Origin of the sequence: Chromatium okenii, assembly GCF_016583745.1 — a bacterium.
Classification (GTDB): domain Bacteria; phylum Pseudomonadota; class Gammaproteobacteria; order Chromatiales; family Chromatiaceae; genus Chromatium; species Chromatium okenii.
The window spans coordinates 57,023-81,014 of the sequence record NZ_NRRQ01000017.1 but is presented as its reverse complement, the minus strand read 5'-3'; the positions used below and the strand labels follow the sequence as shown (position 1 = coordinate 81,014).

Here is a 23,992-nt window from a genome sequence, read left to right as displayed (position 1 = left end):
CAGTTATCAGTGATCACGGTTTTTTACTGACCACCGCTCACTGATAACTGACAACTTTTAAGGCAGCACCAATTTAGCAACGGCATCTAATAACATCGGCGGTTGAAATGGTTTCAGCAGCCACGCTTTCGCTCCCGCATCCCGCGCCGCCTGTTTTTTCTCCGGCTGACTTTCAGTGGTCAACATCATAATCGGCGTAAATTTGTAATTCGGAAGCTGTTTTAATTCTCGCACCAGCGTAATGCCGTCCATATTCGGCATATTCACATCGCTCACAATGAGATGAATTTTCTGCCCGGTGAGTTTTGCTAACGCATCACGTCCATCCGAGGCTTCAATCACATCATAACCAGCCCCTTTTAGCGCAATTCCGACGACATTGCGCAACGAGGCGGAGTCATCAACGATCATAATTGTTTTTGCCATATCTCATTCCATTTGATTGCTATTAAAAAAACGTTAATTCTTCACTCGCCGCTGCCGGACTTGCCAGCGCCGCACCACGCCCGTGATGATGCAAATTCAATTCTTCAGCAGTGCTATATGACGCCAACATCTGCGCCAATAAACCATCCAATTCCAAAATGTCCTGCTGTTGTTGCAGCACATCGTGATTCACGCAGAGCTTGAGACGCGAGCTGAGATGATTTAACCCATCGCAAACATGCACCAAAATCTGGCTGGTGCGATCTTGAAACTGCAAATCCACCAGCGCCGCGCTGATCTGATCGTGAATGGTGGTGCTCAACCCGCGCAATTGCTCGGCATCGGCATTGATGGTTTCCGCAGTTTGTTGCAGCCGCGCCAGCACCGTGCTGACCTTGTCTTCCGACGCCTTCACCAAACCATCCGCATTCCGAATCGACTCCTGCACCAGCGTTTGGGTCTGCGTCAGCGCCCGCGCCAGCTCCTCAACTTTATGACTGATTTGTGCGCCGGTCGCAGCTGATGAACCCGCCAATTTGCGCACCTCATCGGCCACCACCGCAAAACCACGTCCCTGCTCACCAGCGCGAGCCGCCTCAATTGCCGCATTCAGCGCCAGCAAATTGATCTGTTCTGCCACCGAACGCACACCTTGTGCCATCTGCTGCATCTCCATCCCAAACCCCGTCAACAACTTGACTTGATCTGATATTTCCGCCTCGCGGTGCAGGATGTTTTCAAAATCACCGATGACCTCGGTCAAGGTCGCCTGACTGCGTTGGAACTGCTCGACGAGAGATTGCATGTGCCCGCCGCTGCGCGACGTGCTCACGATCCGCTCCAGATCATTCACCAATCCGCTAAACGTCTGTGAGAGATTGATCACGCTGTCTTCCGCAAGCTGGCGCGAGTGTTCGATGTGGCGGGTAAAGATGGGAAATAGCTCGATGCCGAGCCGCTCAAAAGTGTGCAGCCACCGCTCAAATCGCTGCGTTTGGTGAGCAGCAGTGTCTTGGGAATCGCGGCGAGACTGCGCCAGCAGCGCCGTGAGCGTTTGCCAGTGCAGATATTCAATGAGCGCCGCGCCGGTCAGCAGCGCCAGCGCCAGCAGCCATGTCAGCCACGCGCTGGGAGTCAATGCGATGAGACTTGCGGCAGCGCCAACGCCCAATAAAAGCACTTTCCAAGGTCGGGGCGGTGGAGTAACTGCTTGATTGTTGTCCTGATTATTCGACATCGTCTCACCCCAACGGCTCAAATGGATCGTTCACTGCGGCAGTTAAAATTGCCATAAAACACAGTTGGCGATCCTACGCTGTGGCGTGATTGGCGACAATCAATGCCACGCAGCGAGAGTCTAAACGCTGCGTGGTGGTGCAAATTTAAGTCGCTGAAAATTCAGGAATTCCCAGCAGGCGAGCGAGGTTGTTTTGGTAAGTCGTTTGCTGGTCAGCGGAGGCGGTCTGGAACCGCTGATCCTGCCGCACCAGCCCTTCCATGATCTGATTGACCGCCGTCCGCGCCTGTTCCAAAAACTGCGCGGCTGGTGCCAGCGCAGCATCATTAAGATCACGCGCCATCTGCCCCAATCGGCGACCAGCTCCCACCTGCGGCGACGGCTCCAACTGCTGCGTCTGTTGATATTGCGCCACTGCCGTCGATTGTTCGCTGCGACTCAAGCGCAACTGCATCGACGCCAACTGGCTGTCATCAAAGCGAATATCCGGCGCTTGCGCGAACGCCTGTTGCACATCGCCGTTAAAAAACTGATTCGCAACGGCGCTGACATCGCGCACCAACGTCTGCATCGCCTCCAGCTCTTCGGCATCCAAATTGCCCTCCACCGTGAACTGATAGCCCGTGCTGGAGCTGCGACTGACATCCAGCGCCAACGCTTGATTGCCTTTCCCGTCAGCGGCGACGCCCAAACTGACCTGCGCATCCAGCGCCCGGCTAAAACTCACCTTGACGGTATCGCCATCTTTGGTGCGCAAACTGAGCTGGAAATCCTCAGCTTTTTGATAGCGTTGCGCGGCACCAACGGCGCTCGCACCCGTATCAAGTCCCGCCAGCGTTGACGACGGTGCGAGCTGGCGCAGAGTGGCAAAGGTCGCATCTTCCGTCGCCTGCACCTGCTCACTGATGCCGCCATTCAATAGATTCAAATTCTCTAAAATCGTTTTCGCTTCTTTGAAACCGCGCTCCACTCCGCGCACCGCGCTGTCATACAACGCTTGCACTTCCTCATCTGATTTTCCTTGCGCCCGGGCATTCTCTAAACCACGCGCCACAAAGGTGCCAATCCGATTGGCGATTTTGTCCGGGGTGTATTCCTGTTGATCGCGCTTTTTCAGCGTATTGACATCCATGCCCGGAATTTCCTGCGCCAGCGCCTTGAGCGTGACATCTTGCACCCGCGCCAGCGCCCGTTCTGATTGCCCCCAATTCGGCGCAGAGTTCGCATCAGACTGCGCCGGTTTTAGCGCCGACTGTTGCGCGGAAAAAGCAGCGTAAGATTGCAGTGTTATCGACATGACAGGCTCCAAACAGCATCGTTGATGGTGGGAAATATATCGGCGGAGACGGCGTTAGCTTGACGGCGGCACGCGCTCCAGCGCGACCAAGCGGTGCTGCGCATCGACCGTCACACAAAACTGTCCGACAATACCGCTGCTACTGACGAATGGACGCAAATTTGCCGCAGGTAACGACAGTTTTAAGCCGTTGTGCGTGTGGACGATTACCGTATTCGCCGCGCCTTGATAATAGCGGAGATATTCGGTGGCTGAAATGGACAAATTGAAATAGAACCGTTGCATTTTTTCAGTGATAAAAGTGAAAGTGATTATAAAATGTTGAACATCGTTATTCTGCAACAGCGCGAGGTGAATTGACGTGAATCAAAGCTCGGCGCTGATCACGCAATTAGAACGCTGGGTCGCGGTGGGCGCACTGCGCCAGTTGGACTTGGCGCTGGCGCGGCTCATTCACGAGCAATGCCCGGACAGTGCTGCGCCGGTGTTATTGGCAGCGGCGCTGGTCAGCGAGCGCAACAGTCACGGGCATGTGTGCCTCGATTTGACCGCCGCGCAGCAGCATCCAGAAACGCTGTTGCTGGCGCGGCGACCGACGGCGCAGCCAGTTGAGGTAGCAGCGGAACTCAAGGCGTTGCTCGGGGCGCTGCCGCTGCCGCAGTGGTTGGAACACTTGCGCCGCAGTCCGGCAGTCGCTGACCAGTTCGCAGCAACGGCGGCTGCGACCACGCCGTTGGTATTGGCGGGAACTGCGGCGCGTCCGTTGCTGTATCTGCGCCGCTATTGGCGCGATGAACAACTGATTTTAGCCGGAATTACGGCGCGATTGCGGCAGCCGCTGGCGGTGGATGACGACGTGCTGCGGCAGTTGTTGGCGCAGTTATTTGATGCGCCAGCACCAGCGCAGTTGCCTTGGGATCGGATCGCCTGTGCGTTGGCGGTGCGCAGCGCCTTTGCCATCATCACCGGCGGCCCGGGCACGGGCAAAACCACGACGGTGGTGCGTTTGCTGGCGCTGTTGCAAGGGCTGGCGCTGGCAGCGGGACAACCATTGCTGCGAATTCGGCTGGCTGCGCCCACCGGCAAAGCCGCAGCGCGGTTGAATGAATCCATCGCTGGGCGCGTCGCTGCGTTGCCGCTGGCTGATCTCGCGCACGGTGAGCAGATTCGGGCGGCGATTCCGACGGCGGTCACGACCGTGCATCGGCTGCTGGGGCCGCGCCAGCACAGTCGTCATTTTCATCATCATGCCGGGCAGCCGCTGCCGGTGGATGTGGTGGTGATTGATGAGGCGTCGATGGTGGATGTGGAATTGCTGGCGCGATTGTTGGAGGCGCTGCGCCCCGAAGCGCGGCTGCTGGTGCTGGGTGATAAGGATCAATTGGCGTCGGTGGAAGCGGGCGCAGTGCTGGGTGATTTATGTCGGCGGGCGGCAGCGGCGCACTACACGGCTGCGACCTGCGACTGGTTGCAGCGCGTCACCGGGGTGATGCTGCCGGAGGAATACCGCGATCCCGCTGGACGGGCGCTTGATCAAGCAGTGGCGATGTTGCGCCACAGTTATCGCTTTGATCGGCACGGCGGCATTGGCGCACTGGCTGCGTTGGTCAATGCGCCGCCGTCGGGTCAACAGCGGCGAGCGGAGGCGGTGCTGGCGCTGTTTGCGGAGCAAGGCGATTCGCGCCAACTCACCGCGCTGCAATTGCCCAGCGCCAGCCCGGCTGCGCCCGCTTTTGATGAATTGGTGAGCGCGGGTTATGCCGAGTATCTCAAGCGGCTGCGCAATGCAGCTCCAGCGGCGACGGCGTCAGCAGCGGAGATTGATAAATGGGCACTGAGCGTGTTGGCGGCGCTGGGAAAGTTCCAATTGCTCACGGCGCTGCGCGACGGCATCTGGGGCGTGAGCGGCTTAAATCAGCACATCATCGCGTTGCTGCGCGACCAAAAGCTGTTGGACGGCGAGCCGACGGAGACGCAGCAGTGGTTTGCCGGGCGACCGGTGCTGGTCACGCGCAACGATCCGAATTTGGGACTGATGAATGGCGATATTGGGATCACGCTGGAGGTGCCGCTGCGCCAAACCCAACCGCCGCAGCGCGGGTTGCGGGTCGCGTTTCCGGCTGATGACGGCAGCGGCGGGGTGCGCTGGATGTTACCGAGTCGGCTGCAAGCGGTCGAAACGGTGTTTGCGATGACGGTACACAAAGCGCAAGGCTCGGAATTTGAACACACGGCGCTGCTGGTGCCAGATGTGCCCAATCCGGTGCTGACGCAAGAATTGCTTTACACCGGCATTACGCGCTCCAAAAAAGCCTTTACGCTGATTTATTATCAGGCATCGGTATTAGAAGCTGCGTTACAACGGCGAGTGACTCGTGTCAGCGGCATTGCGGCGGCATTGCATACGGAAAGTTAAATATGACTGCATTAAAAAAACCCGTGCTGGCGGCATTTGATTTTGATAGAACCATTAGCAAAACGGACACGTTTTTACCGTTTTTAATTCGCGTTTGTGGACGCTGGCGCGTGGCGCAGGCATTGCTGTTTTTAGCTGGCGCTGGAATCCAAGTGGGATTGGGGCGGCTGCACCGCGATCAATTCAAAGTCAAATTGATTGCTTATTTATTCACCAACAAACCGCAAGCGCAACTACAACAACTCGGCGCACAACATGCGCAACAGGTGTTCACAACCCAATTGCGTCCCGCCGCACTTGCACGCATTGCGTGGCACCGCAGTCGCGGTGATCGGTTAATTATGATCAGCGCCTCGTTGGATGTCTATTTGCGCGATCTTGCCGCACAATTAGGGTTTAATGAATTGCTGTGTACGCAATTGGCAATGCGCGATGGACGCTGCGTTGGGCAATTGATTGGAGTGAATTGTCGCGGCGCAGAAAAAGTGCGCCAATTAGAATTGCTGTGCGGTGATTTAAGTGCTTATGAATTATATGCGTATGGTGATTCAGAAGGCGACCGCGAATTATTAGCGGCTGCTGACGTTCCGCATTATCGACCGTTTTAAGAGAGCGTCTTTTGCCGCGCCACAATGGTATGCGCCCAAGCGCGATGCGTCGCAATTTCGCACATGGAGCCATTGAATTGAAAGACGGCGCGTTCTTCACTCAAAATGCGCTGGGCAGCGGCTAAATCTGTTGGCGTCACCTGAAAAGCCGCTTCAATCACGGGAAGCTGCTGCGGATGAATAGCGGTTTTGCCGCATAAACCATGCGCAATATCTTCACTGAGTTCTTCTTGCAATAATTGCACACAATCAAGATGCTCAAATACGGGTGCGGTAATTTGAAAACCAAACGGTTTAAATACCGTGACAATTTGCGCAATGATATGACCGAGCGGAGTGCGATAAATGGTGCGATCACGGGGACGGCGAATTCCCAAAATGGCTAACAAATCATTGCCGCCAATGCGCAACGCCAGAATGCGTTGTTCATACTGACAACCGAGCAAATGATCGCGCAACTGTATCAATTTTGCCGTGTCAAACACATCTCGCGTTTCCAGCGTCGGCATACAAAGATATTTAGAATGTTTTAGCATATCCAGATAGACATCGGCGTTATTAATGTCGAGCTTAGGAAAGACAAACCCATCCAGTTTTTCAATACCGGGCTGCGCTAATAATCGCGCTAAAACAGCGGGATTACGCACGCGCACAAAACGCAACATCGCTGTAGTTGCTATCATCGCAGTCAAGCAATGTTCTAAATGAACAAGCGCATTTTCAAGCGCATTTTCCGCAACTGCATCTTCAGTGCAAAAAATCACCGAGCGCAATGCTGGCCAGCGCGTACCATTCGCAATGGTCAATAAATCTTGATGCGTTGCCGGAACATATAAAGAACCACCAAGACAATACGCATTTAACATGCTGTAAATCCTTGAATCAATGATACGGCTTGATATGGCAAAGTTGGATTGATTTGCCAAGGCACCTGTTTTTCCTGCGCTAATTGTAAAAGATGCGCCACGTCCGGGGCGGTCGGATCGCGCACAATTAAACGCTCAGGAACGCGCCTTAACAATACGCGAGTTGATTCACCAATCCCGAATTTAATTAAATGTTCGTTATTACCTCCAAATTGCGCTTTCATTGTCGCTAATAATTGTTGCGAACGATCACGGGCGGGCGGAGATGCAACTGGCGTTGCTTGCGGTAAATAACCCTCATGCAAACAAGTGTGAATGGTTGCCAGCATGGTATCAATAAACCAGATTGAAATATCATGCGCGGCAAACTGTTGATAAAATAAGCAGCTATGAAAATCGTTGGTATTGATGTGTTGATTGCATACTGAGCGGCTCACTAAACCAGAAATCGTCGCATTCAAAATGCAGGATGGAATTAAATTATCTTCATCGCTCGGCGCAACCCCAGCCCCGGCTAAATCAGTTAATGCAAATAATCGCGTATCCACTGTGGTGTGATATTCCTGATTAAATGCAGTCACCGACTGCGTAAGGGTACGCGCAATCATTCCTTTACTAATCCAACCATCAACAAAGACAATGCTGGCGGCATTTTGCGCTTCTGTCTGCACAATAAAGCGCAGCGCATTATTATCAATGCCGCGATCCCGCAGAATTGATACCGAATAATGCACGACAGAACGGGCGAAATAATTGGTTAATACATGTTTGAGCAAGACGCCAATTGGCGTACCAGCGCGGAGGAGTGAAACGAGCGTTATGGTGTGGGCGTGTTGTGCGGCAATGAGCGCAGCTAAATCAATGATGTTATGCGCCAGTCGCTGCTGCATGAGCGCAAAAGTGTGATAAAAAATCTCTAAATAACGCGGTGACGGGAGTGTTTCTGGACTGAGCAATTCACTGTAATGGTATTGACCTGTTTGGAGTAACTGCTCTTTTTCTGCAATGCTGACGGTATTTAACGCAAGTGGCTTGAGTAAAATACGCACGTCATCAGGACGATAACTCCCTGAAAAAAAAGTGGGGGGTGGTGCTGCGGAAATACACATGAGCGCGTTAAACTTCAGCGCCAAATAGTTAAAGCAGCTTTAACGTTGCGCTAAACAACTGCGAGTCGCGGGGCGTGATTGCATAATCGCACTCTGCCATAAATGCACCATCACTCACACTATCACCAACACCAATAGTGAATAAATCGCCCCATTCGTTATTGAAGCGTTTGATTAAATAACGCACGGCGTGTTCTTTACCAAGGCCGCGCGGTAATACTGCAAGATTATTGCCGTTGCGGTGTAATTGGTAAGTAGTTGATCGCGCTAACACCCAAGGTTGCACAAGGTGCTCTTGTAACCAATCAAGATCACCACTTTTTCCATTGCGGTATTTCGCCACAAAATAAAGTGGTAATTGAAAATCGGTAATCATTTGCGCCCGTGCCGCTAACTTTTGATGCGCAATGACAGTATTTGCCATCTCTAATAAAGCGCCAAGATCAACCTGTGCCATTTGTGATGCGCTGGTCATGTGTTCAAGCCAATACGCATCTGGTATTCCAGCCGGATTCAAAATAACTCCACCATGGTCAATAATAGACCAACTATGAAATGGCAATTGAACGCGCTGTAAAGCGTCTAAATCTCGCGCTGTGGTGGGAATGATTGTTGCGTTGGTATTTAACAATTGCCAAAATTGGCGTTGTTTAGGCGTCATAAAAGAATGTGCGCTACCGTCCCGGAGATAAGCAACCGGAAACTGTAGCGCGTCTTCAGTTGGGCATTTCTGGCGTGTTTGGAATAAAGTATTATCCAAATCCAGAAAAACCAACGTTTTCATAATCAGACTAATTCAAAATCTGCTGGATTGAGTGCCAACTCCATAGCGATTTTACGCGCTACCCGTTTCTCACTCTCATCAAAATCTCCATCCGCAGCAGCAATGGCAATAATCAAACGCACAATTAACCGCGCTGCGCCATCATTGCCCTTCATCTTGCGAATCGCATCATAAGCCTTGGTTTCGCCAAGGTCTTTATCAAACTCAATCTGGCTCATTGCGTTTTGAAACGCCTCAACCAGTTCCTTGCTAGAAAACACTGACAGCGCTTCATAGTTCTCAATAAAGCGCATCATCTTCTGTTTTTCTTCAGAAGAGACATGACCATCCGCCATTGAAATCAACACGGAACCACTGATGGCGGCGTTCAAAAAATCTTTATTCTTGAACTTCATCGCCTCATTTTTTAACTCAGCAGCTTTCTGCTTCAAGTTGCTGACAAAATCTTGAAAACTCATCGCGCATGACTCCAATAACAATAGGGTTGATGATTAAACGTTGACGCCGTGTTGTAATGCTAATGCATGTAAACCACCAGCATAGCCCTGTCCAACTGCTTTAAACTTCCAATCGCCGTTGTGACGATACAGTTCACCGAAAACCATCGCGGTCTCAGTCGAATAATCTTCTGACAAATCAAACCGCACAACTTCCTGTTGATTGTCACGATTCACAATCCGCACAAATGCGTTATTGATTTGTCCAAAGTTTTGATGCCGCGCTTCGGCATCGTGAATCGTCACGACAACGACCAAACGCTGAATATCGGCGGGCACCTTGGATAAGGTGACGTGCATTGTTTCATCATCACCGTCGCCATCGCCGGTTAAATTATCGCCGGTGTGTTCAACCGAACCTTCTGGTGATGTTTTCTGATTGTAAAAAATAAAATAAGCATCACTGGGAACCTTGCCATCGGTTTTTACCATGAATAGGCTGGCATCCAAATCAAATGCCTGTCCATCTGTAGCGCGGGAATCCCAGCCCAAACCAATCAGAACATTTTCAAGCGTGGGCGCTTCCTTGCTCAGATTAACATTGCCACCTTTATTCAAACTAATTGTCATAGTGCGCTCCTGTATAGTAGAAGAAGTTGGAGATATTGGCGACGTCGTGGGTAATTCAAAATCCGCTAAATTCAGCTCAAGCTCCAATGCGATTTTACCAGCAATGCACTGTTCATTGTCATCAAAATGACCGTCAGCCGCAGCAATTGCCACAATCAACCGCATAATGAGTCGCGCTGCATCTTCATTGCGTTTCATCTTCCGAATAGCCGCATAAGCCTTAGCTTCACCAAGATCGCGGTCAAACTCAATTTGGTGAACGATTGTTTGAAACGTTTCAATCAATTCTTGACTTGAAAAAACGGATAAAGCGTCATAGTTTTCTATAAAACGCATCATCTTCTGTTTTTCTGGGGCGGTAATTTCACCATCCGCCATTGCAATTAACACAGAACCGCTAATCGCAGCGTTCAAAAAATCTTTGTTCTTAAATTTTAGAACTTCATTTTTTAGATCAGCCGCTTTTTGTTTTAATTGGTCAATCACTTGATGCAAACTCATAAGATGCCACTAAAGTTGTTTAGGAACAGGGTCGGTAAGTCACGCAGTGCGAACCCAGTAATTGCACTAATTCATCTAACGTATCAGTTGGCGTTTCATGGCAAATGATAATGCGGGCATATTCACAGGAATCAACGTTGTACAGATAATTATAAATGCCTTCCCCATAATTATCCAAAAAAATTAACCGTTTTTGAATAGCAGCGCCAATTAAAATTGGCGAGCGCGTGGTGGCTTGTACGACCACTGTAAATCCGCGTGCTTCTAATGCTAATCCTAAGCGAAACGCTAAGTGCATGAATTCACCAGTACCAAGCACCAGTATCCGTGCGTCGCTATCAAGTCCAGCACTTAGGCGTACTAAATCCGCAGCGGGGATGTCAATACGATGGTCAATACCAAAGCGCCCGAATGATTCAATGAGTTGTTCAAAATCACAATGATTATTGCCAACTGCTGGTGGTGCCGGTTCTGCCATCCAATCTGGGTCTGGAGTAAAAGAAAAATCGCCACTGAGCACTGCGTGCATCTGCACTGGAAGTCCAATACGACTGGAAAAAAGCGCACTGCTTTTTTCGCCACTAAAATCAGTAATGGTAACGAAATGCACCCGTTCAAGATATGGATTATGTCTGCGATAAGCGTTGACTAAATGGCACAATGTGGTGCCCGTACTAATTTCATCATCAATCACCACTAATTCGCGGGCATTTTGAAAAATGTGACGATGCGGCGGATGTAATGGTTCATATAACAGTTGTTCGGGTGCGTGACAATGTTCTTCTTGAAAAATAATTGCTTGCCGTCCGGGTACGCGATAGCGAGTGGAATGTAAAAACAAGGAATCATGTTGTTGTGCCAGTGTGGCTTCAAATACACCTTGCCCTAATCCGGTTGCTGTTTCTGCCAAAGCAATAAAGAGGCAAGGCGTAGCAGTGATTGTCAATGATTGCGCTAAATAATCATGGATTTGGCGCATTCGCGTTGGCGTTGTTGGCCAATGTTTCCCTAACACTTTGCTGACGAAGAGAAACCCACGTTTTTGATTGTTGCGGGCAGCAAAATCACACAATTCAGTAAAAGTAAAATCGGCTTTCTGCACTCTACATTTAAGGGTACCAGTTGCTAATTCAACTTGTTGCATTGTGTTCAAATACGCTGCCTCAAAATGTTAATAACGCACCGAGAGAATGGTGTTTTAACTGAGGAAAAACCGAAGAATTTCAAAACTGAGTATTAAGCGTTGAAACTCTTCGGTTAATTAAATTTGGCTTATTCATCAAGCCAAAATTGATGACCAAGTTGTCAATTTAGAGCAATGGAGAAAGTTGCGGCAATAACTCCCCAGCAGTACGACCATGACCCACATCACCAATTGCGTGCATCTTCCACTCGCCATTATGACGATACACTTTTGCCATAATCATCGCGCTATGTTCACCTTGGCAGCTCAGATTATAACGCGCAATCTCGCTGTTATTATCTGCATTCACTAAACGACAATAAGCGTTTTCTACGTTGGCAAAATTTTGCCCGGTAAAGTTATTTACAGTGAATATCAGGTTCTTGACTGTTGCTGGAACTGCATTGAGATTCACCTGAATCTGCTCATCATCACCCTCGCCTTCTCCAGTGCGATTATCGCCAGAATGTTGAATGCTGCCGTCTTTACTGTGCAATTGGCGAAACCAAACTACATCTATTAAATTGCCGCCATCATCAAACATTAAACAGGACGCATCAAGATCAATGCTTTCACCGCCACCACCAAAAATTCCTCCTAAAAAGCCGCCCTTGCTTTTCACTGCATCCCAGCCCAACCCCATAATAATGCGGGTTAAACTGGCACCGGCTTCTTTAGTCAAGGAAATTTTTTGCCCTTTACTTAGGCTGATTCCCATAATGAACTCCTCGATAATGGTATGTATTAGCTTAACGCAGTTGCGTTAGCATGTTGTGCATTAAATAATGCACGATTGCGTGAACAAATCACCACCTTACCCTGTCCGCGAAACCGAATAACAAGCCCTTCGCCAGAAGTGACGGAATTAACTAATCCGGTTAAAAAACCACCTCCCGCTTGTGGCATTCCAATCTCATAATGGAGCTGGGATGACCACGCAACTGCATGGTGGTTATCAATTACAATGTCGCGTTCTGGCTGCACATCTAGGGTAAAAATTGCTCCAAATCCAGACACTGCTAATTGCCCGCTGCCGCGTGCTTCCATAATGATAAAACCACCAGTACCACCAAAGAAACTTCCACCTAATGAATTCAGACGGGAGTTTAAGGTAACTGATGATTCAGCGGCAACAAAACTTCCATCTGCAAGCGTATAAGCGCAGGATGGGCTAACGGTCAGCAATTCAATTGATCCAGGCAATGCTGGTGATAATAAGAAATCACCGTCACCAGTAGTTGCTGCAATTTCTTGCTGAAAAAACGATTCTTCAGTTGCCATGCGGCGCAATAATGCTCGTCCCAAACCGCCCCGCATCTTGCCTTTTAATTGCAAGGTGTCCTCCATCATCACCATTGCCCCAGATTCACAAAAAATCTTTTCATTTTTACATAAATGCACATGTAAAAAGGGATCAATGTCACCCGTGACTGTGAAAGTTGGCATAATGGAAACACCTCGCTCATTCCACGCATGGTGATTAGCCGATGCTCACTCCATGATCTCGCGCCAAAGCGCCCAAACCACCTGCAAATCCTTGTCCAACCGCTTTGAATTTCCATTCGCCACCGTTGCGATACACTTCACCAAAGACCATCGCTGTCTCAGTTGAATAATCTTCAGATAAATCAAACCGCGCTAATTCGGTGCTGCTGTCTTTATTCAAAACACGCATAAAGGCGTTGCGCACCATGCCAAAATTTTGATTGCGCGTTTCCGCTTCATGAATCGTGACCGCGAATACAATGCGTTGAATAGCGGCATCAACTCCTGGCAAGTTAATCGAAACGGTTTCATCATCACCGTCACCAGTTCCGGTAAGATTATCACCGGAATGAATCACTGCGCCATCGGGTGAGGTTTTTTGGTTGTAAAAAATAAAATGCGCATCAGAAAGCACTTTACCGCTGTCGCCAACCAAAAATACACTGGTATCAAGATCGAAAGCTGCGCCATCAGTGGAACGCGCATCCCAACCAAGTCCAATAAGAGCGTTAATCAGACCCGGATCGGTCTTGGTTAAACTGACGTTACCGCCTTTTTGTAAACTGATTGCCATAGTTTGATCCTCAGATGGGTAATAATAACGAACGCAAAAAACAAGGGTAGAATAGTCATCGCGCTAATCGGTTGTTTGACCTGACGGCGAGAACCGATAAAATTTTACTGTTGTGCTGAGTTTAACAGACCTGCTGGAGTTTTCAATCCTATGTCGTGTGGTGTATTAAGTGCTACCTTACCATGACAGCTTTGAGTCAGTCATATGTACTATAGCGATGGAATAATGAGATGACACACCCTCAAACTCGAATCCGAATGACTTTATCAACGCAGTTGATGTTGGCAATGATGGTGATGAATGCAATCACCACTACTGCTTTTACCATTTATATTTATGAGCATCAACGGCAGACGGTACTGCGTGAGATTGATGATCGCTTATTTGTTGCTGCCGAAAGTGTTCGTTTGCTCAGTGATGATTTTCATACTTTGCTTGCTCATCCCGAGACAATTTCATCCCAGCATTATCGAACGTTGTTGGATCGTTTATCACAGTTTGCGACTGTGGCGCAATTAGATTATCTCTATACTGTGATTAAGCGTGATGATGTGGTGCAATTTACCCTATCAAGCTACACCGCTGAAGAACTTGCACGTGGTGAATTAAATGTGCTGTTTGATCCCTATGATGACGCCAGCGCCGGATTGCATTCTGCATTGGATACGCGCCGCCTGCAACACGATCAATATCATGATGAGTGGGGCGAATTTCGCTCGGTCTTTGTTCCCGCTCGCGCAAGTGATGGCACGGAATATGTCATTGGCGCTGATTTGTCGTTAGCTGGTATTCAAGAGGCATTGTACGTTGTATTGCGTGATTGTGTGTTAATTGCAGTAGGAGTATTTAGTTTAGGAACGCTGCTTGCAATCATGGTGATTCGTTCAATTCGGCGTATCACGCGATATTTGGCTCACAATGTTAATGAATTTGCGCAAGGGCATCTTGACTTTCAAATTGATTACGCAGCGAATGATGAATTGGGGCAATTGGCGCGTGATCTCAATCGTATGAGTAAGCAATTACATGGCATTATGAGCAATGTGAAAGATTCCGCCGCTCAATTAACGACGGCAGCCGCGCAGATGTCAACCACTGCTTCTCAGATTGCCGGCGGAGCTGACATGGTAGCGCAGCAACTGACGCAGGTCGCAACTGCCAGTAAAACAATGAGTTTTACTGCTTCGGAGATTGCAAATCATTGTGTGCAGGCGGCACATGATGCGCAACAAGCGACGACGGCAGGGGCAGCGGGAACTGCCAGCGCGGCACATATTCTTCAGGCGATGACGCATTTGGGCGCACGAACTAGGGAAACAGCGGTGACGTTGTTGGGGCTGGGGCAGCATTCGGAGCAAATCGGGAACATCGTTGAAACAATTGAAAAAATTGCGCGACAAACCAATTTATTAGCGTTGAATGCTGCGATTGAAGCGGCGCGGGCGGGGTCGCATGGGCGCGGGTTTGCGGTGGTGGCGGATGAAGTGCGGGCGCTGGCGGATCAGACGACGCACGCGACACACGATATTGCGCAAACTGTTGCTACGATTCAACAAGAGACGCGGCTGGCGGTGGCGGCGCGGCAAGAAGATGTGTGTGAAGTGGATCGCTACGTTGCTGAAGCGCAACAGTCAAGTGATATACTACAAACGTTGTTGCGCCAAATCGACGTTGTGAGTACGCAGGTACAGTGTATTGCGCAGACGGCTGAGGAACAAACCGCCGAAACGCGCAGCATCAGTCGGGCATTGCAACAAATCGCGGTGGTAGTACAGCAAAGTGCTACCAATGCGCAGGTTTCGGCGGCGGCAGCCCAACAATTGACGAGTTTGGCAACTGAATTACAACAGTTAGTGGGGCAATTCCGTTTGTTGCGTTAAATAGACGCTGTGTGTTGTTGCTTGCGAAAATGTGCGGCAGCTCACATTTGCCCAACATCGCGTACACTTTAGCCACGCTGGCGGCGCTGGGATGCCGTGCGAGTTGTTGCGAAAGCGCAACGGGGCAGTTTTTTTGAGTTGTCAGTTGTCAGTTGTCAGTCGAACGTGAGCTGTCAATTGATAGTAAACAACTGGGCTTTAATAGCAGCGGTTATACGCATAAGAAGTACAGTTTTTGAATTGTAATCCGCTCGTGATAACAACGCACTTTTTCGTATTAAAAGTGTTATTACAACTATTATGAATAACGATAACAATTGTTCATTTCCGTTATTGAGTTTGTGCAACTGGCGCACCGTTAGCAATGAAATAACATCCAACTGAGCGCGTCGTCATCGTATTTAATTCACTTAAATAAGGCTATTCACAATGCAGGATTGGCACAATATCCTTGGCGATGGGTTGATTGTCACGTTGGAATTACCGCTTGCAGCGAGCGACCGTCCACCAACCACGCCCGATGTCGCCGTGCGGTTGCTTGATGCCATCGCCGTTTTGGAAACCGAACCCACGCGAGGGGCGGATGATCCTGCGCCGCCAGAACTGGTACGGTTAGAGCTTAAACTTGATTTATTGATGGATTTAGTCACGACGCTGTTAGTCAATCAACTTCCGCCTTGTGTGCCGTTATTCCTCAGTAGCGAGGGCATTGTGTTCCCTGCCGCACTGCTGCCGAGCGACTGTACCCGCCTCGCCATTTATCCCTGTCACTGGCTCGCGCAGCCGTTGGTGTTAGAAATCGACGGTTTTCAGCAGCAGGGCGCACGTTGCGGAGCGCGTTGGCATTCTCCAGATTACGGACTGGGTGAAGTGTTACGGCGCTGGGTATTTCGTCTACATCGGCGTGAAGTCGCACGGCGGCGCTTACATGGACCTGAAGCGACTGATGAGGCGTCATGTGTCACCTCCGCCACTCCAGCCCAGTTCAATAACGCTCTATAAACAACACGGCACAATCATCAAGATGCCGGGTACAGGGGATGGGTGGCGGTGATGCACATTGGTCTTTTCAATCATGCACATGCAGGCACCGCGACGCGCCATATTTTGGAATTTCTCGGGTGCAGCGTCTGTGAGCTGGCGCAGTTGCCCACCGCTCCGCCCGCCGAGCTGCAAGCACTGTGGCTGTGCGCTCCCGCCGCTGCCCTCAAAAACTGGTTTGCGACTCTCAGCACCACGCTCCCCGTGATTTGCCAACTGAGCGACGTTGCGCCCTACGCCCTGCCATCTACCGTCGTGCAAATTGAGACGCCGCTCATTCCCGGGCAGGTCATGCAAATCCTGCACTGGCTGCACTGTGAACTCACCGCCGCCCCCGCCGATATGGAACTCGTCGGACAGCATCCCACGATGCTGCTGGTTAAACGGCTGATCGAACAGGTCGCCAAAACCGACGCCACCGTGCTCATTCTCGGCGAAACCGGCTCCGGCAAAGAGGTCGTCGCCCGCGCCATTCACGCCGCCTCCAATCGACAAAATAAACCCTTCGTCGCCGTCAACTGCGGCGCAATTCCACCGGATTTGCTGGAAAGTGAACTGTTTGGGCACGAAAAGGGCGCATTTACCGGCGCGTTCACCGCCCGCGCCGGTCGCTTTGAACTCGCCGAAGATGGCGTGCTCTTTCTCGATGAAATCGGCGACATGCCGCTGCCGATGCAGGTCAAGCTGTTGCGCGTGTTGCAAGAACGGACGTTTGAACGGATTGGCTCTAATAAATCACTGCAAACCAACGCCCGCATCATTTCTGCCACCCACCGCGATTTAGAAGCCGCCGTCACCTGCGGCAGCTTCCGCCAAGATTTATTCTTTCGTCTCAACGTGTTCCCGATTGAACTGCCCTCGCTGCGCGAGCGCCAAAGCGATATTCCGCTGTTGATTAACACCTTGGAAACGCGGCTGCGCGAACAGGGCGTCCAGCCCGCGCATCTCAGTCTCGCCGTCCTCGCCCATCTCGAAACCCTTCCCTGGCCCGGCAACATCCGCGAACTCGCTAACTTGTTGGAACAGTTGGCAATTATGTATCCCAACTTGCTGGTGGATTTGGCGCAATTGCCCACGCGGTTTCGCCCGCCCCAACTCGCACTGCTGCCCCTGACGCATGTTCAGGAATTGCGCCCACATCCCCCCGCTCAACTCACCCCGTTATTGCCTCCCGAAGGCGTCGAGATGCGCGAATATCTCAATGATTTAGAACGCAATATGATTATCACCGCCTTGGAACAACACGGGCAGGTCGTCGCCCGCGCTGCCCGTCGTTTAGGAGTGCGGCGCACCACGCTGGTGGAACGGATGCGCAAATTCGGTCTTGACCGCGATGGCGTTGATACTGCTGACGACTTTTCCGTCTAGCGCAGGTGCCGCGCCAGCGTCAACATCTCGTCACTGCCACCGCACCATCGCCACTCACGCCACAAAGCATCAAATAAAACAACTGATTAGCAGCACTGTTGCTGCCGCCATCTGTTTGACGCCGCCACCGGCACCGCGCTCAATAACCCAGTTTTAACGGTGTTAGGCAACACAGTTGGCAGTTGTCAGTTGGCGGTTGTCAGTAAAAAACGTCGGTGTCACCGACAACTGACAACTCATTACAGCGGCACTGATTTTGCACTGCCGGAAGCAACGGTATGTCGCCGGGCGCTTATTTGACGCGCCGCCTCGCCCCTCATGTCCTGCGCCGGAGAAACACATGAATTCACTCAGTCTCAACACGGTGTTGTCACCGCAAATCAGCCGCCTCCAAACTTCTGAAAGCAGCGAGACGTCGCCCACTGCGGCGCTTGGCGCATTAAGTCAATTCTCGGCGGGAGACGATTTTGCCGCCAAGTTGAAAGACGCCGTGCGCTCGGTCAATACCGAACAGCAGCAAGCCAACACCTTGCAAACCCAATTTGAACTCGGCGATGACCAAGTGAGCCTGCCGCAAGTGATGCTGGCGATGAATCGCTCCAGCATTGCGTTTGAAGCCATCACGCAGGTGCGCAATCGCCTGCTCACGGCATATCAAGAAGTGATGAGTATGCAGGTCTGAATCCTGATCGCCCTTTCCCGTTAATCGGAACACCCTGCCATGTCCTCGTCATTGTCCACCGCGCTTTCCACCAGCATGAGCAATTTCAACGAATTGCCGGTTGGACGTCAGATTGCGCTCATCAGCATTTTGGCGGGCGGGCTGGTCGTCACGGGCGCGATTTTGTATTGGGCACTGCGCCCGACGTATGCGCCGCTGTTTGCGCAGATTGAAGGGGCGCAAGCCGCAGAGGTGATGCAGGCACTCACGGCAATGAAAGTGCCTTATCAAGTCGATTCCGCCACCGGGCGCATTGAAATTCCCGAAGCCAAAATCGCGGAAACGCGCTTGTTGCTGGCGGGGCAAGGCTTGCCAAAAACGACCGATACCGGCTTTGAATTGCTGCAAGAAACTTCTGGCTTTGGCAGCAGTCGGCTGATTGAAGGGGCGCGTCATCAACGTGCTTTGGAAGGCGAGCTGGCGCGATCAGTGGCGGCGTTGGAACCGGTGGAACACGCCCGGGTGCATTTGGCGCAAGCCGAGCGCTCGGTCTTTGTTCGTGACCGCACTCCGCCCACCGCATCGGTCGTCGTACATTTGCGCAACAACCAAGAACTCACCGAGGCGCAGGTCGGTGCCATCGTGCATCTGGTGTCGTCAAGCGTGCCGGAATTGCTGCCCACGCGGGTGACGGTGGTCGATCAAACCGGGCGCTTGCTCACTTCCGATGGCAAAGAGGACAAAAACGCGGGGTTGTCACTTGACCATCTAAACTATACCCATCGCGTCGAATCCGGTTTTGTGGAGCGGGTGCAGGCGCTGTTGACGCCCATCGTGGGGCGGAATCGGGTGCGGGTGCAGGTCGCAGCAGAACTGGATTTTGCGCGAGTAGAGCGGACGCAAGAAACCTTTGATCCCGACCGCACTGCGATCCGTTCTGAACAAAGTAATGAAGAAGAAAAAACCGGCGCTGAAGCTGCAATTGGTGGCATTCCCGGCGCGTTGACCAATCAACCGCCCGCTGGCGGCGCAGTCGGCAATCAACAACAAGCTGGCGCCAATCCGCAACCGCCCAGCAGTCGCAGCCAGCAGATGACGCGCAACTATGAAGTGGATCGCAGCGTCTCGCACATTCAGGAAACGCCGGGCGGCATCCGCCGGTTATCCACCGCCGTCGTCGTTGATTTTCAAGATCAAACCAACGCGCAAGGTGAAGTGGTGCGGGTGGCGCGTACCGAGGCGGAACTCGAAAGCATTCGGGCGCTGGTGCGCGGCGCGATTGGTTTTAGTGACAAACGCGGCGATCAACTCAGCGTCAGTTCTGCCTCCTTCGTGCCCGATACGCTGACCGAAGATGCCACGCCGTTTTGGTCAGAGCCTTGGTTTTTGGAGCTGGTCAAGGTCGTGGGCGGCATGATTCTGGCGTTGCTGGTGCTGTTGACCGTCGTCCGCCCCGCACTGCGGCAACTGTTGCCAAAACCACCTGCACCCGAACCGGTCGCGCAGTTGACCGGACCTGATGATGAACGTGATGAACGTCTCGCCGCTGCCCGCGCCCAAGCCTTGGCAGATGGACGTGAACTTGATGACAACATGACTGAAGAAGAGATTTTGGCGCTGAGTGAAGAAGGAGCAGCGATGGCGGCATTAACTGATGGCAGCGAGAAGAAAACTGAACTGACCGGGGCGAAGTTGGCGTTGGCGACCACGAAAGAAGTGGAACAGCAACAAATGGATTTAGATGCCATTCGGGAACTGGTACACGAAGACCCCAAACGGGTGGCGCAGGTCTTAAAACTGTGGATGGCTGAATAATGGCTGAGGCAAAACCCAAATCAACCGATCCGTCGCGCTTTACGGGCACGGAACGCACCGCGATCTTTTTGATGGTGCTCGGTGAAGACTCCGCCGCCGAATTGCTGCGGCACATGGGGCCGAAAGAGGTGCAGAAAATCGGCACCGCGATGGCATCGCTGGAACGCATCTCGCGCAACGACATCAGCTATGTGCTGCAACAATTCCTTGATGTCATTCACGATCAAACCTCGTTTGGCATCGGTGCGGACGATTATGTGCGCCGCGTGTTGCGCCAAGCTCTCGGTGAAGATAAAGCCGAAGGGTTGATTGATCGCATCTTGCTGGGGCGTAATTCCAAAGGGTTGGAGGCGTTGAAATGGCTTGATCCCCGCGCCATCGCCGAAATGATCCGCAACGAACATCCGCAGATCGTCGCCATCGTGCTCTCGCATTTAGACCCCGATCAATCTGCCGAGACGCTGTCGTATCTGCCCGACCGGGTGCAGTCGGATTTAATTTTGCGCATCGCCACGCTTGACGGCGTCCAACCGGCAGCATTGCAGGAACTCGACGAAGTGTTAGAGCGCCAGCTCTCCGGCAAAAATACCGCCAAATCGTCCATGGTTGGCGGCATCAAGATGGCCGCTAACATTATGAATTTGATGGATTCCTCAAAAGAAGCGGTAGTCATGGAAGGCATCATCCAAGTGGACGAAGGCGTCGCCACGCGGATTCAAGAATTGATGTTTGTCTTCGCCAGCCTGATTGATGTTGATGATCGCGGTCTGCAAACGCTGATGCGCGAAATCTCAACCGATGTGCTGGTCACGGCGATGAAGGGGGCGGAAGAGGATTTGAAAGACAAAATCTTCCGCAATATGTCCAAACGCGCTGCCGAGGCGCTGCGTGATGATCTTGATAGCAAGGGGCCGGTACGCCTGAGCGATGTTGAGGCCGCGCAAAAAGAAATTCTCGCCGTTGCCCGTCGTCTGGCCGAAAGTGGCGAAATCATCCTCGGTGGTAAAGGCGGAGAAACCATGTTGTGAACCGCATCCTCACTCTGGCAGGTCCATCCTTTTGCACTGACGTGCGGCTGTGGGATCCCCCCGACGTCAGCTTGCCCGATGTGTTTTTTGACACGGTTGCAGTGGATGAATCTCCCCCAGAGCAGCCGCCAGCCCAGCCGCTGCCGACACCGGCGGAAATTGCCGCCATTGAGGAAGCGGCGCGGCGGGCTGGCGCGGAGGCGGGTTATCAAGAAGGCTATCAAGCCGGTTATGACGCCGGACGCGAGTTGGCCACGCAGTTGGCGCATGAGGAACAACGGACGCGCCAGCAGCGCGAGTTGGACTTTCGCACCGAGCAAGAGGCGATGCTCAAGATCGCAGTCGGCGCACTCGAAAACATCGCCCACGCGCTCGCCGATCCGCTGGCGGATTCCGCCGACGCGCTGGAGCCAGAATTGTTGTTGCTAGTCACCACCTTGGCGCGGCGCGTGATTATGGAAGAATTACAGCAACATCCAGAGTTGATCGTGTCGGTGTTGCGGCAGGCGCTCACGCAATTGCCCTCCCGTCATCATCCGCTGCGCATTCATATTCATCCCGACGATCAAGTGATGCTGGAGGCTTATGCCCACGCGCTCGATGAAACGATGATTTGGCTGCCAGATCAGGCAATTGAACGCGGCGGCTGCGTGGTACAAAGCGGCCCCAGTCGCATCGACGCCACTCTCGAAACCCGCCTCCAGCAAGCGATTGATGCCATCTGGGGCGAGCTTGCTCCACCAGCCGCAGCCCCGCTGCCAGCTTCCTCACCTGCACTTCCGCCGCTCCCCGGAGTAGTTAATGACTGATGTCATTCGTGATTTACAAGAAGAAGGTTCGCGGCAGTTGACGCAAGGGCTGCGCGAACGGCTGGCGCAATCCCGTCAGCGCGTTGAAACCGTGCCGGAGCCGCAGCCCGAAGGTCGGCTGTCGCGGATGGTGGGAATGACGCTGGAGGCGGAAGGGATTCGTCTGCCCATCGGTGGTCGCGCTGCGATTCATACCGTTCACGGCACGCAGTTGGCGGCAGAAGTGGTGGGATTTCAGGGTGAACGCACGTTTTTAATGCCGGAGACGAAGTTAGAAGGTTTGATCCCCGGTGCGCGGATTGAGCCGCTGGAACAAACCCGCCGGATTCCCGTTGGCCCGGAATTGCTCGGGCGGGTGCTGGATGCGCTGGGTAAACCGCTGGACGGCGGCGGGCCGCTGCGCACGCAGGAATTGGTGCCGATTGAAGGGCGACCGATCAATCCGCTCAAACGGGCGCCGGTGCGCACGGTGCTGGATGTCGGCATCCGCGCTCTCAACGGGCTGCTGTCGATTGGGCGTGGGCAGCGGATTGGGCTATTTGCTGGCAGCGGCGTCGGCAAAAGCGTGTTGCTGGGGATGATGACTAAACACACGGAAGCGGACGTGATCGTGGTCGGTCTGATCGGCGAACGCGGACGTGAAGTCAATGAATTTATTACGGAAATTTTAGATGACGAATCGCGCCGACGCACGGTGGTCGTTGCCGTGCCTGCCGATCAATCGCCGCTGCTGCGCCAGCACGGCGCGTGGGTGTCAACCACGATTGCCGAGTATTTTCGAGATCGCGGTTTGAACGTGCTGCTGTTGATGGATTCGTTGACGCGGTTTGCGCAGGGAGCGCGGGAGATTGCGATGGCGATTGGCGAGCCGCCCGCCACCAAAGGTTATTCCGCGTCAGTGTTTGCGCGGCTGCCGCAGTTGGTGGAACGCGCTGGCAACGGCGATCAAGGCGGCGGTTCGATCACGGCGTTTTATACCGTGTTGGCGGAAGGCGACGATCAAAATGATCCGATTGTCGATTCCGCTCGCGCCATTCTCGACGGGCATGTCGTGCTGTCACGCGACATCGCCGAAACGGGGCGGTATCCGGCAATTGATGTCAACGCTTCGGTGTCGCGGGTGATGAGCGCGGTGGTGACGCCAGAACATCAACGCGCTGCGTATCGTTTTCGCGGGTTGCTGGCGACCTACACCCGCAACCGCGATTTGATTGCGGTGGGCGCGTATCGCAAAGGCGCTGATCCGCAGTTGGATGAAGCGGTGCAAATGAATCCGCGTTTGGAGGCGTATCTCAGCCAGAACCGCACCGATGCCGCCAGTTTTGTGCAATCTCGGCAAGAATTATGCACGTTGCTGAATATGCCGACGGGAATGGAGCGGCGATGAGCAGTAGCAGCGTCAAACGATTTCAACGCCTGCTGCGGATTCGGGAAGCGCAGGAAAATGAGGGGGCGGTGGTGCTGGGGCAGCGGCTGGCGGATTTGCACAAAGCCGAGCAGCAGCGCGATTTGCTGGAGGAATATCAAAGCCATTATTTCCACAGCAATTTGCCCAACGATGCGCGAATTCTGAAGCAAATCGCGCTGTTACAGCAGCAGTTGCGCGGGGCGTTGCAGCAGCAGGAAGCGCGAGTGGTGGCGGTGAGTGCGCAGATGGAGAAAGCGCGTTCGGCGTGGCTGGAGCTGCATCAAGCGAGTTTGTCGCTGGAGAAGTTGATTGAACGCCGGCAGAAGGTGGAGAGCAGGCTTGATGTGCGGAAACAACAGTTTGAGCAGGATTTGTGGGTGACGCGCCAAGCGTTTCAAAAGTCCGTTGATGACTCGGCATAACATGCCA

The 23,992-nt window shown here is 52.5% G+C and carries 24 protein-coding genes and 1 pseudogene; 11 read left to right on the top strand and 14 right to left on the bottom strand.

Going from position 1 to position 23,992, the window contains the following annotated elements:
* Positions 1–57 precede the first annotated feature (57 nt).
* The 4 genes from CKO12_RS08390 to CKO12_RS08375 all read right to left on the bottom strand — a co-directional run bounded on the left by CKO12_RS08390 (position 58) and on the right by CKO12_RS08375 (position 3,245).
* Complete coding sequence (locus tag CKO12_RS08390; RefSeq protein ID WP_200154285.1) at positions 58–426, bottom strand: response regulator; 369 nt, start codon at positions 424–426, stop codon at positions 58–60.
* A gap of 22 nt (positions 427–448) precedes the next feature.
* Positions 449–1,663, bottom strand: coding sequence for a methyl-accepting chemotaxis protein (locus tag CKO12_RS08385; RefSeq protein WP_200154284.1), 1,215 nt, complete (start codon positions 1,661–1,663; stop codon positions 449–451).
* Between the two features lie 145 nt (positions 1,664–1,808).
* Entirely contained in the window at positions 1,809–2,960 is a 1,152-nt protein-coding gene (locus CKO12_RS08380) for a DUF5610 domain-containing protein (RefSeq protein WP_200154283.1), read from the bottom strand.
* Between the two features lie 54 nt (positions 2,961–3,014).
* A complete protein-coding gene (locus tag CKO12_RS08375; protein ID WP_200154282.1) occupies positions 3,015–3,245 on the bottom strand; it encodes a DUF2835 domain-containing protein in 231 nt (76 codons plus the stop codon).
* 76 nt (positions 3,246–3,321) lie between these two features.
* Between CKO12_RS08375 and recD the strand changes: the two genes are divergently transcribed.
* Together recD and CKO12_RS08365 are read left to right on the top strand one after the other, a co-directional pair.
* The gene (gene recD / locus CKO12_RS08370) at positions 3,322–5,376 is read left to right on the top strand and encodes an exodeoxyribonuclease V subunit alpha (RefSeq protein WP_338032721.1); all 2,055 of its coding nucleotides are present in this window, start codon (positions 3,322–3,324) and stop codon (positions 5,374–5,376) included.
* A gap of 2 nt (positions 5,377–5,378) precedes the next feature.
* Positions 5,379–5,984 carry an HAD-IB family hydrolase gene (locus CKO12_RS08365; RefSeq protein WP_200154281.1) on the top strand — a complete coding sequence of 202 codons (606 nt, stop codon included), beginning with the start codon at positions 5,379–5,381 and terminating at the stop codon, positions 5,982–5,984.
* On the opposite strand, the gene CKO12_RS08360 is transcribed toward CKO12_RS08365, so the two are convergent.
* The 10 genes and pseudogenes from CKO12_RS08360 to CKO12_RS08315 all read right to left on the bottom strand — a co-directional run bounded on the left by CKO12_RS08360 (position 5,981) and on the right by CKO12_RS08315 (position 13,553).
* Complete coding sequence (locus tag CKO12_RS08360) at positions 5,981–6,850, bottom strand: HpcH/HpaI aldolase/citrate lyase family protein (protein WP_200154280.1); 870 nt, start codon at positions 6,848–6,850, stop codon at positions 5,981–5,983. The genes CKO12_RS08365 and CKO12_RS08360 overlap by 4 nt on opposite strands.
* Positions 6,844–7,959, bottom strand: coding sequence for a cysteine protease StiP family protein (locus tag CKO12_RS08355; RefSeq protein WP_200154279.1), 1,116 nt, complete (start codon positions 7,957–7,959; stop codon positions 6,844–6,846). Before CKO12_RS08355 ends, CKO12_RS08360 begins: the two co-directional genes overlap by 7 nt.
* A gap of 28 nt (positions 7,960–7,987) precedes the next feature.
* Complete coding sequence (locus CKO12_RS08350) at positions 7,988–8,620, bottom strand: HAD family hydrolase (RefSeq protein WP_242466262.1); 633 nt, start codon at positions 8,618–8,620, stop codon at positions 7,988–7,990.
* A 125-nt stretch (positions 8,621–8,745) separates the two neighbouring features.
* Positions 8,746–9,201 (bottom strand): tellurite resistance TerB family protein, encoded by a 456-nt coding sequence (locus tag CKO12_RS08345; protein WP_200154277.1) that lies wholly within the window; start codon positions 9,199–9,201, stop codon positions 8,746–8,748.
* Between the two features lie 33 nt (positions 9,202–9,234).
* Positions 9,235–9,810: a TerD family protein gene (locus tag CKO12_RS08340; protein ID WP_200154319.1), complete on the bottom strand. Its 576-nt coding sequence runs from the start codon at positions 9,808–9,810 to the stop codon at positions 9,235–9,237.
* A gap of 66 nt (positions 9,811–9,876) precedes the next feature.
* Positions 9,877–10,311, bottom strand: a pseudogene (locus CKO12_RS15145) (tellurite resistance TerB family protein); the annotation flags it as partial.
* A 19-nt stretch (positions 10,312–10,330) separates the two neighbouring features.
* Positions 10,331–11,455, bottom strand: coding sequence for a phosphoribosyltransferase domain-containing protein (locus CKO12_RS08330; RefSeq protein WP_200154318.1), 1,125 nt, complete (start codon positions 11,453–11,455; stop codon positions 10,331–10,333).
* Positions 11,456–11,621: 166 nt separating this feature from the next.
* Complete coding sequence (locus CKO12_RS08325; protein WP_200154276.1) at positions 11,622–12,212, bottom strand: TerD family protein; 591 nt, start codon at positions 12,210–12,212, stop codon at positions 11,622–11,624.
* 26 nt (positions 12,213–12,238) lie between these two features.
* Complete coding sequence (locus tag CKO12_RS08320; RefSeq protein WP_200154275.1) at positions 12,239–12,940, bottom strand: TIGR00266 family protein; 702 nt, start codon at positions 12,938–12,940, stop codon at positions 12,239–12,241.
* Positions 12,941–12,974: 34 nt separating this feature from the next.
* Positions 12,975–13,553 (bottom strand): TerD family protein, encoded by a 579-nt coding sequence (locus CKO12_RS08315; RefSeq protein WP_200154274.1) that lies wholly within the window; start codon positions 13,551–13,553, stop codon positions 12,975–12,977.
* Positions 13,554–13,783: 230 nt separating this feature from the next.
* Between CKO12_RS08315 and CKO12_RS08310 the strand changes: the two genes are divergently transcribed.
* From CKO12_RS08310 to CKO12_RS08270, 9 genes are all read left to right on the top strand, one after another.
* Positions 13,784–15,433, top strand: a complete 1,650-nt coding sequence (locus tag CKO12_RS08310) for a methyl-accepting chemotaxis protein (protein ID WP_200154273.1) — start codon at positions 13,784–13,786, stop codon at positions 15,431–15,433.
* Positions 15,434–15,862: 429 nt separating this feature from the next.
* Positions 15,863–16,435, top strand: a complete 573-nt coding sequence (locus tag CKO12_RS08305; protein ID WP_200154272.1) for a PilZ domain-containing protein — start codon at positions 15,863–15,865, stop codon at positions 16,433–16,435.
* 51 nt (positions 16,436–16,486) lie between these two features.
* Complete coding sequence (locus CKO12_RS08300; protein ID WP_200154271.1) at positions 16,487–17,842, top strand: sigma-54 interaction domain-containing protein; 1,356 nt, start codon at positions 16,487–16,489, stop codon at positions 17,840–17,842.
* A gap of 340 nt (positions 17,843–18,182) precedes the next feature.
* Positions 18,183–18,524, top strand: coding sequence for a flagellar hook-basal body complex protein FliE (gene fliE / locus CKO12_RS08295; RefSeq protein WP_200154270.1), 342 nt, complete (start codon positions 18,183–18,185; stop codon positions 18,522–18,524).
* A 39-nt stretch (positions 18,525–18,563) separates the two neighbouring features.
* Positions 18,564–20,318, top strand: a complete 1,755-nt coding sequence (fliF, locus tag CKO12_RS08290) for a flagellar basal-body MS-ring/collar protein FliF (protein ID WP_200154269.1) — start codon at positions 18,564–18,566, stop codon at positions 20,316–20,318.
* Positions 20,318–21,346 (top strand): flagellar motor switch protein FliG, encoded by a 1,029-nt coding sequence (gene fliG, locus CKO12_RS08285; RefSeq protein ID WP_200154268.1) that lies wholly within the window; start codon positions 20,318–20,320, stop codon positions 21,344–21,346. Before fliF ends, fliG begins: the two co-directional genes overlap by 1 nt.
* A 101-nt stretch (positions 21,347–21,447) precedes the next feature.
* Complete coding sequence (locus tag CKO12_RS08280) at positions 21,448–22,155, top strand: FliH/SctL family protein (RefSeq protein ID WP_338032720.1); 708 nt, start codon at positions 21,448–21,450, stop codon at positions 22,153–22,155.
* Complete coding sequence (gene fliI / locus CKO12_RS08275; RefSeq protein WP_200154267.1) at positions 22,148–23,542, top strand: flagellar protein export ATPase FliI; 1,395 nt, start codon at positions 22,148–22,150, stop codon at positions 23,540–23,542. The genes CKO12_RS08280 and fliI overlap by 8 nt, the downstream gene beginning before the upstream one ends.
* Positions 23,500–23,985 carry a flagellar export protein FliJ gene (locus tag CKO12_RS08270; RefSeq protein WP_242466261.1) on the top strand — a complete coding sequence of 162 codons (486 nt, stop codon included), beginning with the start codon at positions 23,500–23,502 and terminating at the stop codon, positions 23,983–23,985. Before fliI ends, CKO12_RS08270 begins: the two co-directional genes overlap by 43 nt.
* The last annotated feature ends 7 nt before the right edge of the window (positions 23,986–23,992 follow it).

Coding starts and splice junctions, on each gene's coding strand:
- CKO12_RS08390 (WP_200154285.1), bottom strand. CDS start 426: ATGGCAAAAACAATTATGATCGTTGATGACTCCGCCTCGTTGCGCAAT.
- CKO12_RS08385 (WP_200154284.1), bottom strand. CDS start 1,663: ATGTCGAATAATCAGGACAACAATCAAGCAGTTACTCCACCGCCCCGA.
- CKO12_RS08380 (WP_200154283.1), bottom strand. CDS start 2,960: ATGTCGATAACACTGCAATCTTACGCTGCTTTTTCCGCGCAACAGTCG.
- CKO12_RS08375 (WP_200154282.1), bottom strand. CDS start 3,245: ATGCAACGGTTCTATTTCAATTTGTCCATTTCAGCCACCGAATATCTC.
- CKO12_RS08365 (WP_200154281.1), top strand. CDS start 5,379: ATGACTGCATTAAAAAAACCCGTGCTGGCGGCATTTGATTTTGATAGA.
- CKO12_RS08360 (WP_200154280.1), bottom strand. CDS start 6,850: ATGTTAAATGCGTATTGTCTTGGTGGTTCTTTATATGTTCCGGCAACG.
- CKO12_RS08355 (WP_200154279.1), bottom strand. CDS start 7,959: ATGTGTATTTCCGCAGCACCACCCCCCACTTTTTTTTCAGGGAGTTAT.
- CKO12_RS08350 (WP_242466262.1), bottom strand. CDS start 8,620: ATGACGCCTAAACAACGCCAATTTTGGCAATTGTTAAATACCAACGCA.
- CKO12_RS08345 (WP_200154277.1), bottom strand. CDS start 9,201: ATGAGTTTTCAAGATTTTGTCAGCAACTTGAAGCAGAAAGCTGCTGAG.
- CKO12_RS08340 (WP_200154319.1), bottom strand. CDS start 9,810: ATGACAATTAGTTTGAATAAAGGTGGCAATGTTAATCTGAGCAAGGAA.
- CKO12_RS08330 (WP_200154318.1), bottom strand. CDS start 11,455: ATGCAACAAGTTGAATTAGCAACTGGTACCCTTAAATGTAGAGTGCAG.
- CKO12_RS08325 (WP_200154276.1), bottom strand. CDS start 12,212: ATGGGAATCAGCCTAAGTAAAGGGCAAAAAATTTCCTTGACTAAAGAA.
- CKO12_RS08320 (WP_200154275.1), bottom strand. CDS start 12,940: ATGCCAACTTTCACAGTCACGGGTGACATTGATCCCTTTTTACATGTG.
- CKO12_RS08315 (WP_200154274.1), bottom strand. CDS start 13,553: ATGGCAATCAGTTTACAAAAAGGCGGTAACGTCAGTTTAACCAAGACC.
- CKO12_RS08310 (WP_200154273.1), top strand. CDS start 13,784: ATGACACACCCTCAAACTCGAATCCGAATGACTTTATCAACGCAGTTG.
- CKO12_RS08305 (WP_200154272.1), top strand. CDS start 15,863: ATGCAGGATTGGCACAATATCCTTGGCGATGGGTTGATTGTCACGTTG.
- CKO12_RS08300 (WP_200154271.1), top strand. CDS start 16,487: ATGCACATTGGTCTTTTCAATCATGCACATGCAGGCACCGCGACGCGC.
- fliE (WP_200154270.1), top strand. CDS start 18,183: ATGAATTCACTCAGTCTCAACACGGTGTTGTCACCGCAAATCAGCCGC.
- fliF (WP_200154269.1), top strand. CDS start 18,564: ATGTCCTCGTCATTGTCCACCGCGCTTTCCACCAGCATGAGCAATTTC.
- fliG (WP_200154268.1), top strand. CDS start 20,318: ATGGCTGAGGCAAAACCCAAATCAACCGATCCGTCGCGCTTTACGGGC.
- fliI (WP_200154267.1), top strand. CDS start 22,148: ATGACTGATGTCATTCGTGATTTACAAGAAGAAGGTTCGCGGCAGTTG.
- CKO12_RS08270 (WP_242466261.1), top strand. CDS start 23,500: ATGCACGTTGCTGAATATGCCGACGGGAATGGAGCGGCGATGAGCAGT.